Here is a 13,208-nt window from a genome sequence, read left to right as displayed (position 1 = left end):
CCCTGAGCCCGCTCAGTGCCGCATCGAGAACTGCGTGCGCCCGCCCGCCTGCCGCATCAGGAAGGCGGACATCTCGGCGAGTTCCGGCGCCTTGGAGCGGAAGGTCACCGACAGCGCCAGCAGCGTGTCCCGGTGATCGAGGCCGGGGTAGATCCGCTCCTGCACCGGCACGTGCGCCGCGCGCAGCTTGGCCGCGAGGCTCACGGTGTGGCGGGGGCGCACCGTGGTGTCGCCGTCGCCGGTCGCCAGGAAGGCCGGGGGCGAGAGCGGACCGGCGAACTGCATCGGCTGCGTCGCCGGAAGGTCCGCGGCCTCGCCGAACACCTTGATCGTCGTGTCCTGGTCGAGCGGCAGGAAGTCGTAGGGCCCGGACAGGCCGGCCACCGCGCGGATCGCCTTCGGGTCGACGCCGGCCGCGGTGAGGTAGCGGGGGTCGAGGCCGAGCATCACCGCGTTGTAGGCCCCGGCCGAGTGGCCCGCGAGCACGATCCGGCGCGGATCGCCGCCGTAGCCGGCGATGTTGTCGCGCACCCACGCGACCGCCGCCGCCCCGTCCTCCAGGAAGCCCGGGAAGCGCACCGCGGGGAAGAGGCGGTAATCGGGCAGCACCGTCACGAAGCCCTGGGCGGCGAGGGCGTGGCCGACGAAGGCGTAGTCGTCCTTCGATCCGCTCTGCCACGACCCGCCGTAGAAGAACACCAGCACCGGCGCACCCTCGGCGCCCGCCGCCGGGACGTAGACGTCGAGGCGCCGCCGCGGGCCCTCGCCGAAGGCGAGGTTGCGGGCCGCGAGCCGGCCGCCGGAATCGCGCGGGCCGATCGCGTCGAACAGGGAAAGCGGCGAGGCGGCGGAGAAGCCCAGGGCCGCGAGGCCGAGGCAGAGGATGCTGGCGAAGGCTGTGAGGAGCCGTGTCATGTCCCGTCCGGTTGCACCGATCCGGCGCATACCGCCCCCGGCTCGGGGCGGATTGATGTCCGGCCCGCGGCGGCGCGGAGAAAAATCAGGTCCGCAGGACGATGCAGGCGCCGCCGACCTGCCGGATCCGGCCGCACAGCGCGTCCGCCGCCTGCCGGGTCTCCGCGGGGATGCGCACGCGGTAGAACGCGCGGGTGCCGCGGCTGCGCAGACGGGTGCCGATGATCATCGGCCGCACCTCGCCGATCACGCCCGCGTAGCTCGCCCGGGCGCGGGAGAAGCTCTGGAGCGCCAAGGCCTTGGAGAAGTTTCCGGCGAGCTGGATGCCCCAGGGCGCGGCCGGGCCCTCGGTGCCGCCCAGGGCGAAGCGATCGCCGCGGCCGGGGATGCGCAGGGCGGCCGTCACCTGGAGGCAGCTCTGGGCCGGCTCCGGCGCCGGCGCGGCACGCTTCTCCGGCGTGGCCTTCTCCGGCGCGCCGCCCTCCGGGAACTCGACCGTGCCGCCGCCCGCCCCGCGCCAATCCTCGGCGGGCGCGCCGGTGATCGCCAGCACATAGGCGCGGGTCTCGGCGGGCAGGCCGCCGGTGCCGGCGAGCCAGCCCGTCACCCGGCCGGCACCGCCGTTGTAGGCCGCGGCGGCCAGCCCGAGATTGCCGAACTGCCGCCGCAGGTCGGCGAGCAGGTGGGCGGCATGCGGGATCGCCTGCTCGGGATCGAACGGGTCGGCGAGGCCGCGCTCGCGGGCGGTGCCCGGCATGAACTGGGCGACACCCTGCGCGCCGGCCCGGCTGACGACGCCCACCCGGAAGCTCGATTCCCGCCAGATCAGCCGGGTCAGGAACGGCACCGGCAGCCCGCGGGCCTTGGCGGAATCCTCGATCAGCCGGCAGAGCGCCTGCTCGACGGTCTCGGTCGCGCCCTCGGAGGGCGCGGCGCGCGCGGGCCCAAGCGGGCCCGGCACGAGGAAGGCGAGGAGGGCGAGGACCGCCAGCGGGCCGCTGGAGCGGAGCCTTCGCGGCGGGGACGGATGCAGGGCTGGCACCGCCCGCTTGTAGCGTCGCGGCAGCACCGATCAATCCGTGCGCGTTCACGGAATTCCGGTCCGCGGGGCTGCGGCCGGATCGTCGCCGCGGACCGAAGCCGTCCGGCGCGGCGGGTCCGTGCCCTCGACCCTCTACGCGTCGATGCCCTGCACGAGCGCGCGGGTGTAGACCTCCGCCCCGGCCACCCTCACGCCGCCGCCCGCGGGCGGATCGACGCGGACGTGGCGCGCGAAGACCGGATCCGCGAACACGGCGGCGACCGGGGCCTCCGGATCGGAGCCGTCCGGCACGAGGCGCAGGGTCGCCACGTCGCGCCACGCGCGCCCGTCGAGGGAGACGCGCAGTTCGAGGTCGACCGGCTCGGCGCGCGCCCCGCCGGTCAGCCGGATGTCCAGGGCGGAGATCCTGCGGAAATCGCGCAGGTCGAGCACCCACGACGCCTCGTCGGCGGCGGCCCGGCGGCGCCCGCCCAGCGCGTCGAGCCACCGGAGCGGCCCGGCTGTGGCCCGCGTCGGGCGGGCCGCCTCGACGCGCCGGCCGAACCCCGTCACGTCGACTTCGCGCACCTCGCGTCCCTTCGCGTAGCGCCACTCGTGGAAGCTGTTGCGCGGGTAGATCCACGGGATGCGGCGGTCGTAGCAAGCCTCGGCGAACTTGAAGTAATCGTACAGGGTCTCCCGATCGAGACAGGTGTCGTGGAACTGGATCAGGCTCTGATCGTAGGTCAGGCCGAGTTCCTCGGTCACGGCATCGAGCACGAGCCGATGGCGGAAGTTGTCGACCCCGTCATCGGGCAGCAATTCGACATCGACCGGAAGCCCGAGTTCGGCGAGGATGTAGCGCGCGACAACAAAGAAGAAAAACGATGTCGGATGCCACTCATCGGTGAAGATCTTATTCGATCTGTAATTGTCGAGGAAGAAAGGCAGCATCTTGATCTCGGAAAATCGCTCTATGTAGGCGAATTTCTCGACCTGCTCCTCGAAGTTGCGGACGATGACCTCCGGCGGCACGCTGTTCTGGGCGTAGCCGCGGAAATCCGGCGACGGGCCGAACTCGTCGGCGACGTACCACATCTGATCGTGAAACCGGGTCGCGGAGACCGGCCAGAAACCGTAGAACCGCCAGAAGCAGAACCGGAAGAAACGGCAATGTTTCGGTATGACTTGCGCGATGGCATCGTTGCGCAGCCAAGCGACGCTGGTCACGTCCTGGGCGATGACGACGTGCGCCGTCGAGAGCGTCGCCAGCGCCGCCTGCTTGGCGCTCTCGTCGTCCTTGAGGACGATACTGGAAATGTAGGTCAGATTGTATTGGCAGGAGATGTTGCGGCTCGACCGAAGATAGCGGATCACCTCCTGGCCCTGACAGTTCATGACCACGACCAGATTCTTTCGGGCTCTGATCCGATCCGCGGCGGCGTCCGTCATCTGATCCTGATACGCGTGGCTCTCCCTCCCGCCGTCTATCGGGCGAAACAGTCGGACGTGCAACCGCTGGCGGCTGGTCGAGATCGGGCACGCCGCCCGGACGGGCGCGACCGGACGGCGACGGGCGGGACGTCAGTAGATCGCCAAGTCGCCGCGGGCGTAATCGATCGCGTTCGCCGCCTGATACTTGGCGAGCGGTTCGGGGGCGCAGGCGATGCCGACCATCAGGACGAGCAGCGTGGCCAGTCCCGCCAGCATCGCCGTGACCGCGTCCGCGTGACGCCGGAGCGCGTGGATCGCCATGCAGCCGAGTGTGAACAGGGCCGCCTCGGCGACGGGCACCAGCGCCAGTGACATCGTAGACCTCTCTCGTCTGCCTCTCGTCCCCGGGCGCGGGGCCCGCGAGCGCGGAGCGTGATGGGCACGATGAACCTTTTTGCTGCGGTGCAACAGAAGCTCGGGCGCAGCCCTGCCCTGCGCGACGCTGGGCGCCCCCTCGCGCGGCGGATCCGGGCGTGCGAGACCTCCCGACGTGGCGGTCTCGCCGCCACGGACTTCTGATCGGGCGGAGTGCGGCCATGGGACTGCTCGTCGACGGCGTCTGGCACGACCGGTGGTACGACACCGCCGCGACCGGGGGGCGCTTCGAGCGCCAGGCCTCTGCCTTCCGCAACTGGGTGACGGCCGACGGCGCGCCGGGGCCATCGGGGACGGGCGGGTTCCGGGCCGAGCCGGGGCGCTACCTCCTCTACGTCTCGCTGGCCTGCCCGTGGGCGCACCGGACGCTGATCGGGCGGGCGCTGAAGGGCCTGGAGGGAGCGATCGGCGTCTCGGTGGTGGACCCCTTGATGGGCGCGCAGGGCTGGGTGTTCGGCGACACGCCCGGCGCGACGCCGGACCCGATCCACGGCGCGGCCCGGCTCTACGAGGTCTACCGCGCCGCCGACCCGCACTACACCGGCCGCGTCACCGTGCCCGCCCTCTGGGATCGGGAGCGGGCGACCATCGTCTCGAACGAGTCGTCCGAGATCCTGCGGATGCTGAACGACGCGTTCGGCGCGTCCGGCCCGGACCTCTACCTAAAGGCGCTACGCTCCGAGATCGACGCCCTGAACGCCCGGGTCTACGACCGGGTCAACAACGGGGTCTACAAAGCCGGCTTCGCCACGGCTCAAGCGCCCTACGAGGAGGCGGTGGCGGCCCTGTTCGATGAGCTCGACGCGCTGGAGGCGCGGCTCGACCGCGGCCGCTACCTGTGCGGGAGCGCCCTGACCGAGGCGGATATCCGCCTGTTCACCACGCTGGTGCGGTTCGACGCGGTCTATGTCGGTCACTTCAAGTGCAACCGTCGCCGGATCGCCGACTATCCCAACCTGTCGCATTACCTGCGCGATCTCTACGCCCTCCCGGGCGTGGCCGGCACGGTGAACCTCGCGCACATCAAGCGGCACTATTACGGGAGCCACGCGACCATCAACCCGACCGGGATCGTGCCGATCGGACCCGACCTCGACTTCGCGGCCCCCAACGACCGGGCCCTCCGCTTCGGGACCTCGACGTGAGGTATCCGGCACCTACATGCCGCCGAATTGGGAGGACACACGCGACACCATGCGCGACACGCTCACGGCCCCGTTCCGCCTCGCCCTCGTCTGCGCGGGCCTCTGCCTGCCCCAGGCGGCCTCGGCCCAGGCGGCGCTCAGGCTCGACGGCACCTGCGAGAAGCTGGTGATCGCCGGCCGCGACGCCTCGGCGGGCTGCGCCGGCACGCTGATGAACGCGGTGAGCCGCAACCGCACGAGCTTCGATTTCACCGCCTCCGATGGCCGGATTCTGAGCTTCTCCGGCAACGGCGCCCAGCAGGAGGCGACCGAGGAGACCGATCCGCTCCAGCCGATCAACGTCGTCTCGGAAGGCGCGGCCGGAGCGCCGACCCTGGCGATCGGCGCCTGCCGCTTCTCGACGCCGGAGCCCGGCAAGACCGCCATCGCCTGCGAGGCCAAGGCCGCGGACGGGCGCGCCTATGCCGGCACCTTCGTCACCGCGGCCAAGTCTGCACCGGGCGCGCCCGCCGGCAAGCCCTGAGGGCCGATCGCCGGCGCGATCGTCCGTTCGGGCGAAGGCCGGGACCGGTGGCCCCGCTCGGCACGTGACCGGGGATGGCCCACCCGGGCGGGCTGGTCAGGAAGGGCGATCGGCCCCATCTACCGGCCATCGCGAAAAAGGTTCCGAAGCCAGACCGATGCTCAACGACTCCCTCGCCGGCACCGCACCGTCCGCTGGCGGCGACCTCATCAAGGACACCACCACCGCGGGCTTCCGCCAGGACGTCGTCGCCGAGTCGATGAACCGGCCGGTGCTGGTCGACTTCTGGGCGCCGTGGTGCGGCCCGTGCAAGCAGCTCACCCCCGTCCTGGAGAAGGCGGTGCACGCCGCGAACGGCAAGGTCGTGCTCGTCAAGATGAACATCGACGAGCACCCCTCGATCGCCGGCCAGCTCGGGATCCAGTCGATCCCGGCGGTGATCGTCTTTCAGAAGGGCCGGCCGGTGGACGGCTTCATGGGCGCTGTGCCCGAGAGCCAGGTCAAGGAACTGATCGAGCGCGTCGCCGGTCCCGGGGGGCCCGACCCGATCGAGGCGGCGATCGCCGAGGCTGCGGGGCTCGTCGAGCAGGGGGATCTCGCGGGCGCCTCCGAACTCTACGCGGCGGTGCTGGAGCAGGATCCCGAGAATGTCGCGGCGCTCGCCGGCCTCGCCAAGCTCCAGCTCGACGCGGGCGAGATCGAGAACGCCAAGCGCGTGCTGGCGATGGTGCCGGAGGACAAGGCCGGCGACCCGGCGCTCGCCGGCATCCGCGCCGCCCTCGATCTGGCCGAGCAGGCGGCCTCGCTCGGCGACCTCGCCGGGCTCCAGCGGGCGGTCGAGGCCGACCCGGACGCTCATCAGGCGCGCTTCGACCTCGCGCTGGGGCTCGCGGCCCGGGGCGACCGGACGCAGGCGGTCGACCACCTGATCGAGATCCGCAAGCGCGACAAGGCGTGGAACGACGACGGCGCGCGCAAGCAGCTCCTGCAATTCTTCGAGGCCTGGGGCGTGATGGATCCGGACACGATCCGCGGGCGCCGCAAGCTCTCGACGCTGCTGTTCTCGTGAGGCGCCGGCCGCCCGCCGTCCCGTGACGGTGCGCCGGAAGGAGGTGCGATGAGCACGCATGCGGTCTACAAGGGACCGTCGGATTGCCCGGCGGTGATCCCGGTCTTCCCGCTGCCGGGAGCGCTGCTGCTGCCGCGCGGGCAGATGCCGCTCAATATCTTCGAGCCGCGCTACCTCGCGATGGTGGACGACGCCATGCGCACCGACCGGATCATCGGCATGATCCAGCCCGATCCGGAGGGGTCGGGCGCGGCGTCGCCGAAGCTCTACCGGGTCGGCTGCGCCGGCCGCATCACCCAGTACGCGGAGACCGGCGACGGCCGCTACCTGATCTCGCTCACCGGTATCAGCCGCTTCCGCTTCGAGGGCGAGCTCGCCACCCCGAGCGCCTACCGCCGCTGCCAGGTCTCCTACGAGACCTTCGCGGTGGACTTCGAGGCGCGGGCGGGCGAGGAGCAGGTCGACCGCGAGGGGGTCCTGAAGGCGCTGCGCGACTTCGTCGAATCGAACGACCTGAAGGTCGACTGGGCGGGGATCGACGAGGCGCCGAACGAGGCGCTCGTCAACGCGCTGTGCATGATGAGCCCGTTCGGGGTCCGCGAGAAGCAGGCGATGCTGGAAGCGCCCGATCTCAAGACCCGGGCGGAGATCCTGATCGCGGTCACGCAGATGGAACTGGTCCGGGGCTCCGGCCCCGAGCCGACGATGCAGTGACGAGAGAGAGCATGTCCAACGACCTCACCGTGCCCGTCGAGGCGACCCGCGTCGATCCGAAGCTCCTGGAGATCCTGGTCTGCCCGCTGACCAAGGGCACGCTGGAATACGATTCCGCCCGGCAGGAGCTGATCAGCCGCTCGGCCAAGCTCGCCTATCCGATCCGCGACGGCATCCCGATCATGCTGCCGGAGGAGGCGCGGCCGCTGATCGACTGAGCGGGCGGCGCGCGGCGCTACGCCGACGCATCGCCTTCCGACCACGAATCGATGACCTGCACGCCGGTGGGCCTGAAATCCGCAATGTTGCGGGTGACGACGACCATCCCGTGCACGAGAGCGGTCGCCGCGATGAAGGCATCCCGCTCGGGCCGTGGATCGGGCACGTGCAGCCCGGCGCAACGCAGGGCCACGGCCGTATCGACGGGCAAGACACGACCCGCGAATTCCGGCATGACGCGCGCTTCCAGCCAAGCGCGCAGGCGTGCGCCTTGCGCGGGATCGCGCCGCTCTGCCAACCGGACGCCGAGCTCCAGTTCCATCAGAGTGATCGCCGACACCTGGAAGGCCGCCGCGTCGGACCCGGATATCCAGCGCACGACGTTGGCATCCGCCCGCCCGTCGCCGACCTTGCGCAGTTCGGATACGACATTCGTATCGAGCAGGAAGGTCACGACAGGTCAGGGGTTCGCGGGAGGCCGCGCAGCTCCGAATGTTCCAGCGGTACCTCGGTGAGCCCGGGCATGGACAGCGCCGCGGCGAGATTGCGCCGCCCGCTCGTGAGCCGTCGGTATTCTTCGATGTTCAGGAGGACCTGGGTCGGCTCGCCGCGCTCGGTGATGAAGACGGGACCGTTCTCCGCCGCCTTCTGAGCCCGGTTGGCATTCTGTCGGAAGTCGCGGCTGGACAGAGTCGTAACGGGCATGCGGATCGGCCCCGTATCGTGCTGTCACGACGTTAGTCGGCCCGTGAGCTGCGAGCAACACGCGCAAGCCCGGCGTCGTGCCATATCCGCGGCCCAACTCTTGGCTGCTCGCGCAATATCCCCGTGATGACAACCGGGGAACGGTCACCGAATAAGCTCGGCCATTGCAGAATATCATGCGAAGCCCCAAAATATCTCCCTTTCGTCGGCGAGGTCATATTCTCGCTGCCTCCGCCGTTCATCGGTGGGTCATTCACCATTGACCATATCGGTCCGGAGCGTCGCACCCGCGGCGACGCGACGAAGACCCACCGCTGAGATATTTCGACGATGAGGACGTTCGTTTCCGCTCTGGCGCTCGTCGCCGGCTTGTCCCTGACCGCCGCCTGCCCGGCCGCCGCCGCGCCGGATGCCCATAACGGCACATGGTCGGTGGAGCTCGTGACCGAGAGCGGGATGTGCAACGCCCGTTACAGCTACGCGGTGGCGATCCGCGAGGGTCAGGTGCGGGCGGTCTCGGCCACCGGCGGCGCCCGGGTCAGCGGCCGCGTCTCGCCGGACGGCACCGTAGGCCTCACGGTCTCGAACGGGATGGCGAGCGGGTCCGGCTCGGGCCGGCTCACCGGCGGCAGCGGCTCCGGCACCTGGGCGGTGTCGTCCCTGTGCGCGGGCCGCTGGACGGCGCGGCGCGGCGACACCCGCACCGCCCAGGCCGAGTGAGACCGGCGGTCAGTTCGCCGCCGCGAGCCAGCTCCGCGCCTCGTCGAGGCGGGTGCGCTCGAAGCACTTGATCTGGTAGGGCGAGACGAAGGCGAAGGTCTCGGCCATCATCCGCAGCCACGGCGCGTCGGTCACGAGCGCCACGTGGCTCACGCCCTTCATCATCGAGATGCCGAAGCGCGGGTCCTTGAAGAACGCCGCCGGCTCCATCCCCTGGAAGGCGCGGATGTCCTCCAGGAGCTTCAGCTTGCCGCCCTTGTCGAGGTCGGCCTTCATCGCGGTGATCGCCGCGTTCATCTCCTCGTCGGAGATCTTTCCGTCGACCACGATCTCGGCCACGTTCGAGTCCGGCGCCTTGGTGTAGGTCAGCACTGAATCGCTCCTCGCTGGATCCGCCCGGGCCCCGAGCCCGCGATCCTCGGGACCGACTCTTCTTACAAAAAGCTCTGCGGGTCGACATCGATCGCGACCCGGAGGTTGCCGCGGGGCTTCGGGCCGCGGGCGAGCCACGCCCGCAGGTAGGCCTGGAGGTCGACGTTGCGCTCGGTCTTCACCAGCAGGCGGAAGCGGTAGCGGCCGCGCACCAGCGCCAGCGGCGCCTCGGCCGGACCGAGCACCATCACCCCCGGGGGCGGGTCGGCGGCCCGGGCCAGCGCCTGCCCGTGCGCCTCCGCAGCCTCGCGCTCGGCCGCCGAGACGATCAGCGCGGCGAGGCGGCCGAACGGCGGCAGTCCCGCCGCCTCGCGGGCGGCGATCTCCTCCGCGTAGAACCGTTCGGCGTCCCCCGAGAGCAGGGCGGCGATCACCGGGTGCTCGGGCTGGTAGGTCTGCACCAGCGCCCGGCCGGGCCTCTCGCCGCGCCCGGCGCGGCCGGTGACCTGCTGGAGGAGCTGGAAGGTGCGCTCGGCCGCGCGCGGGTCGCCCGAGGTGAGGCCGATGTCGGCGTCGAGCACGCCGACCAGGGTGAGCCCGGGGAAGTTGTGCCCCTTGGCCACGAGCTGCGTGCCGACCACGAGGTCGCATTCGCCGGCCGCCACCGCCTCCAGCTCCTGGCGCAGGCGCTCGGCCCCGCCGGGGAAGTCGCTCGACAGGACGATGATCCGCTTGTCCGGAAACAGCTCGACCGCCTCCTCGGCGATGCGCTCGACGCCGGGGCCGCAGGCGGTCAGGTTGTCGAAGGTGCCGCAGGCGGTGCACGCCTCGGGCCGGCGCTCGCTGTAGCCGCACTGGTGGCAGACGAGCGCCCGGCGGAAGCGGTGCTCCACCAGCCAGGTCGAGCAGTTGCGGCACTGGTAGCGGTGCCCGCAGGCGCGGCACAGGGTGAGCGGCGCGTAGCCCCGGCGGTTGAGGAACAGCAGCGCCTGCTCGCCCCGTTCCAGGGTGTGCTTCACCGCGTTGACGAGCGGCGGGCTGAGGAAGCGTCCGCGCTCGGGGGCGTCGCGGCGCATGTCGATCGCGGCGATGTCGGGCAGGCGCCGGCCGCCGAAGCGTTCGGGTAGGGCGACGTGCCGGTAGCGGCCGCGAGCCGCGTTCACCCGGGTCTCGATCGAGGGCGTGGCCGAGGCCAGCACCACGGCGCAGCCTTCGAGCCGCCCGCGCACCACCGCCATGTCGCGGGCGTGGTAGTGGACCCCGTCCTCCTGCTTGTAGGCGGCCTCGTGCTCCTCGTCGACGACGATCAGCCCGAGGCGCGCGAAGGGCAGGAACAGGGCCGAGCGGGCGCCGACCACCACCAGCGCCTCGCCCGCCGCCACCGCCGCGCGCAGCCGCTCCCGGCGCTTGCCGCCGATCCCCGAATGCCACGCCGCCGGCCGCGCGCCGAAGCGGGCGGCGAAGCGGTCGAGGAACTGGGCGGTCAGCGCGATCTCGGGCATCAGGATCAGCGCTTGCTCGCCCCGGCGGACGCATTCGGCGACCGCCTCGAAATAGACCTCGGTCTTGCCGGAGCCGGTGACGCCTTCGAGGAGGACCGGGCGAATCCCTCCCTCCTCCGCGGGGGCGGGAGCGGAGAGTTGCATCACGGCCGCCGCCTGCGCGTCCGAGAGCGGCGTGCGCGGGTGATCCGGATCGGGCCGCGGCGCCACCGGCTCGGGCTCGACCGCCAGGGCCTCCAGGGCGCCGTCGTCGATCAGGCCGTCGACCACGGAGAGCGAGACGCCGGCCTCCTTGGCGAGCGCGCTCTTGCCGCGCAGGGCCCGGTCGGCGGCCACCGCCAGCACCTTGGCCCGGGCGGCGGTCGGCCGGGTCGGCGGCTTGTCGGTGATGCGCACGGCGACCCGGGCGGTCTCGACGGCGGCGGCCTCGTCGGGCAGGCGCAGCACCATCGCCAGCGCCGAGCCCTTCGGCGCCAGGGTGTAGCGGGCGATCCAGTCGACGAGTTCCCGCAACGGCCGCGACAGGGGCGCCACGCCGACCCGCCCGGTGACCGGGCGCAGGTTCGAGCCGCCGGCGCTCTCGGCGACGCCCCAGACCACGCCGATCGTCTCGCGGGGACCGAGCGGCACCTGCACCACGTCGCCCGCTTCCAGGTCCAGGCCGGCGGGCACGACGTAGCTGTAGGGGGTATCGAGGGCCAGCGGGATCAGGATGTCGGCGATGTGGGGCATTCGGCGACGGGGCTGTGCGGCACGAGCGGGAACGCGTTCCGGTTCCGTACCATAGCGGCGGGGGAAAGCATCCGTTCCGGAACCGCGGCGCACAGGGGCCGACGCGCCCGCGCGGTCGCCGAACGAAGCCCGAGAAACGGATTCAGCGGGTGCGCAGACCCGGGACCAGCGGCAAGGCCGCGAGGCTGAGGACCGCCATCGCCCAGAAGGCGCCGGCCCCGAACCGGCCGTAGAGCCAGCCGGAGGCCAGCGTCGCCAGGACGCCCGCGAGGCCGAGGCCGAAGGTCCCGTAGACGGCGAGCGCCGTGGCGCGCAGGTCGCGGGGCACCGAGGCCTCGATTAGCCCGAGGCACGCGAGGTGGAGGAGGGCGAAGCTCAGGCCGTGGAGCGCCTCGGCGGCGGCGAGCCAGGGAAGCGCCGTGGTGAGAGCCAGCACCGACCAGCGCAGGCCGCCCGCCGCGGCCGCCAGCGCGACGCCGCCGGGCAGGCCGATCCGGCGCAGCAGCGGCGGCCCGACGAGGAGGAACACGACGATCTCGGAGGCGACCGCGCCGGACCAGAGCAGTCCGGCGACGCCCGGGCCGATCCCCGAGGCGCGCCACAGCAGAACCGCGAAGCCGTCGTGCAGGGCGTGCGCGCCGATCACCAGCGCGGCGGCGAGGACGGTGCGCCGGAACCGCGCCGAGCCGACGAGGGCCCGCACCCCGTCCCAGGACGCCCGATCCCCGCCGCCGGCCGCCTCCGCCGGGACGGTCCGGGCGGCTGCGGCGGTCGTCAGGAACAGCAGTCCCGAGGCGGCGACGGCGGCGGCGAGCCCCGCGGCGCCGATCAGCGCACCCGCGGCGGCGGTGGCGGCGATGAAGGCGGCCGAGCCGGCCGCGCGGACCCATCCGTACTGGAACGCCTGCCCCCCGCGCGCGGCGGCGAGCGCCAGCGCATCGGCGACGGGCGCGGGCGCGGCCGTGCCGAGCGCGTAGGCGAGGCTGGCGGCGAGCAGCGGCGCGAAGCTGTGGCCGAGGAGATGCGCGAGGGTCGCGAGACCGGCGAGCGCCGCGGAGCCGGCGAGCACGGTGCGGGCCGCGCCGCTCCGGTCGGCGATCCGCCCGGCGAGCGGACCGGCGACGATGCGCAGCGCCCCGGCCGCGGCGAGGAGGATCCCGATCTCCGACGCGGACAGGCCGCGGGCGGCGAGGAAGCTCGGCAGGATCGGCGACAGGGCGCCGTAGGCCCCGTAGAGGAGCGCGTAGAGGGCGAGGACGCGCGCGAGGCCGCCCCGCCAGAGCCCGTCGCCAGTCCGGTCCATCCCCATGGGCCGGAGGTTATCACCGACCGAGCGCGCGGCGAGATGGGCAGGACGGTCCGCGGCGACGAACCCGGCCGTACCGTCCAAGAAACTCAGGCAAGAAACTCAGGAATGGCGGCGGACCGCGTAGCGGTAGGGGCGTCCTTCGACGTCGAGCAGCTCGCTGTCCGGGGTCTCCTGCCAGACGACCTCGTCGTCCGGATCGGCGGCGTCGGTGAGCGTCGTGCCGCGGACGATGTCGAGGGAGAGGCCGAAGCCGTAACTCACGGCGGCCGCCTCGGCGACCGCGGCGGCGATGTCGGCGCCGTCGGGCAGGCAGGCGAACAGGATGCCGTCGGCGATGGCGAGGGTGTAGGTTTGCACAGGGCGGCTCCACGAGCGAGGACCGGCGTGGGAGCG

16 protein-coding genes are annotated in these 13,208 nt (G+C 72.2%); 6 read left to right on the top strand and 10 right to left on the bottom strand.

Annotated elements, in window-relative coordinates:
- Positions 1–12: 12 nt before the first annotated feature.
- The 4 genes from Q8W71_RS18115 to Q8W71_RS18100 form a co-directional block, all read right to left on the bottom strand.
- On the bottom strand, positions 13–915 hold the full coding sequence (locus Q8W71_RS18115; protein WP_305526787.1) for an alpha/beta hydrolase: 903 nt from the start codon (positions 913–915) through the stop codon (positions 13–15).
- A gap of 85 nt (positions 916–1,000) precedes the next feature.
- Positions 1,001–1,948 carry a transglycosylase SLT domain-containing protein gene (locus Q8W71_RS18110; protein WP_370875457.1) on the bottom strand — a complete coding sequence of 316 codons (948 nt, stop codon included), beginning with the start codon at positions 1,946–1,948 and terminating at the stop codon, positions 1,001–1,003.
- Between the two features lie 141 nt (positions 1,949–2,089).
- Positions 2,090–3,388, bottom strand: coding sequence for a WcbI family polysaccharide biosynthesis putative acetyltransferase (locus Q8W71_RS18105; protein WP_305526786.1), 1,299 nt, complete (start codon positions 3,386–3,388; stop codon positions 2,090–2,092).
- A gap of 132 nt (positions 3,389–3,520) precedes the next feature.
- Positions 3,521–3,745, bottom strand: coding sequence for a hypothetical protein (locus Q8W71_RS18100; protein ID WP_305526785.1), 225 nt, complete (start codon positions 3,743–3,745; stop codon positions 3,521–3,523).
- A 221-nt stretch (positions 3,746–3,966) separates the two neighbouring features.
- Here Q8W71_RS18100 and Q8W71_RS18095 point away from each other — a divergent pair, with 221 nt between their 5' ends.
- From Q8W71_RS18095 to Q8W71_RS18075, 5 genes are all read left to right on the top strand, one after another.
- Positions 3,967–4,950, top strand: coding sequence for a glutathione S-transferase family protein (locus Q8W71_RS18095; protein ID WP_305526784.1), 984 nt, complete (start codon positions 3,967–3,969; stop codon positions 4,948–4,950).
- 49 nt (positions 4,951–4,999) lie between these two features.
- Complete coding sequence (locus Q8W71_RS18090) at positions 5,000–5,473, top strand: hypothetical protein (protein ID WP_305526783.1); 474 nt, start codon at positions 5,000–5,002, stop codon at positions 5,471–5,473.
- Between the two features lie 157 nt (positions 5,474–5,630).
- The gene (gene trxA, locus Q8W71_RS18085; RefSeq protein WP_305526782.1) at positions 5,631–6,542 is read left to right on the top strand and encodes a thioredoxin; all 912 of its coding nucleotides are present in this window, start codon (positions 5,631–5,633) and stop codon (positions 6,540–6,542) included.
- Between the two features lie 48 nt (positions 6,543–6,590).
- Positions 6,591–7,256, top strand: coding sequence for an LON peptidase substrate-binding domain-containing protein (locus tag Q8W71_RS18080; protein ID WP_305526781.1), 666 nt, complete (start codon positions 6,591–6,593; stop codon positions 7,254–7,256).
- 11 nt (positions 7,257–7,267) lie between these two features.
- A complete protein-coding gene (locus Q8W71_RS18075) occupies positions 7,268–7,474 on the top strand; it encodes a Trm112 family protein (RefSeq protein ID WP_012317840.1) in 207 nt (68 codons plus the stop codon).
- A gap of 17 nt (positions 7,475–7,491) precedes the next feature.
- On the opposite strand, the gene Q8W71_RS18070 is transcribed toward Q8W71_RS18075, so the two are convergent.
- Positions 7,492–7,929: a type II toxin-antitoxin system VapC family toxin gene (locus Q8W71_RS18070; protein WP_305526780.1), complete on the bottom strand. Its 438-nt coding sequence runs from the start codon at positions 7,927–7,929 to the stop codon at positions 7,492–7,494.
- Positions 7,926–8,180, bottom strand: a complete 255-nt coding sequence (locus Q8W71_RS18065; protein ID WP_305526779.1) for a type II toxin-antitoxin system prevent-host-death family antitoxin — start codon at positions 8,178–8,180, stop codon at positions 7,926–7,928. The genes Q8W71_RS18070 and Q8W71_RS18065 overlap by 4 nt, the downstream gene beginning before the upstream one ends.
- Before the next feature lie 330 nt (positions 8,181–8,510).
- Between Q8W71_RS18065 and Q8W71_RS18060 the strand changes: the two genes are divergently transcribed.
- Positions 8,511–8,900 carry a hypothetical protein gene (locus Q8W71_RS18060; protein ID WP_305526778.1) on the top strand — a complete coding sequence of 130 codons (390 nt, stop codon included), beginning with the start codon at positions 8,511–8,513 and terminating at the stop codon, positions 8,898–8,900.
- Between the two features lie 9 nt (positions 8,901–8,909).
- On the opposite strand, the gene Q8W71_RS18055 is transcribed toward Q8W71_RS18060, so the two are convergent.
- The 4 genes from Q8W71_RS18055 to Q8W71_RS18040 all read right to left on the bottom strand — a co-directional run bounded on the left by Q8W71_RS18055 (position 8,910) and on the right by Q8W71_RS18040 (position 13,172).
- Positions 8,910–9,272 (bottom strand): SpoIIAA family protein, encoded by a 363-nt coding sequence (locus Q8W71_RS18055; protein ID WP_305526777.1) that lies wholly within the window; start codon positions 9,270–9,272, stop codon positions 8,910–8,912.
- 62 nt (positions 9,273–9,334) lie between these two features.
- The gene (locus Q8W71_RS18050; protein WP_305526776.1) at positions 9,335–11,506 is read right to left on the bottom strand and encodes a primosomal protein N'; all 2,172 of its coding nucleotides are present in this window, start codon (positions 11,504–11,506) and stop codon (positions 9,335–9,337) included.
- A 142-nt stretch (positions 11,507–11,648) separates the two neighbouring features.
- The gene (locus Q8W71_RS18045) at positions 11,649–12,815 is read right to left on the bottom strand and encodes an MFS transporter (RefSeq protein WP_370875453.1); all 1,167 of its coding nucleotides are present in this window, start codon (positions 12,813–12,815) and stop codon (positions 11,649–11,651) included.
- Between the two features lie 99 nt (positions 12,816–12,914).
- The gene (locus tag Q8W71_RS18040; protein WP_305526774.1) at positions 12,915–13,172 is read right to left on the bottom strand and encodes a hypothetical protein; all 258 of its coding nucleotides are present in this window, start codon (positions 13,170–13,172) and stop codon (positions 12,915–12,917) included.
- Between the last annotated feature and the right edge of the window lie 36 nt (positions 13,173–13,208).

It is taken from the genome of Methylobacterium amylolyticum (assembly GCF_030700245.1).
GTDB lineage: Bacteria > Pseudomonadota > Alphaproteobacteria > Rhizobiales > Beijerinckiaceae > Methylobacterium.
This window is presented reverse-complemented; position numbering and strand designations above follow the sequence as displayed.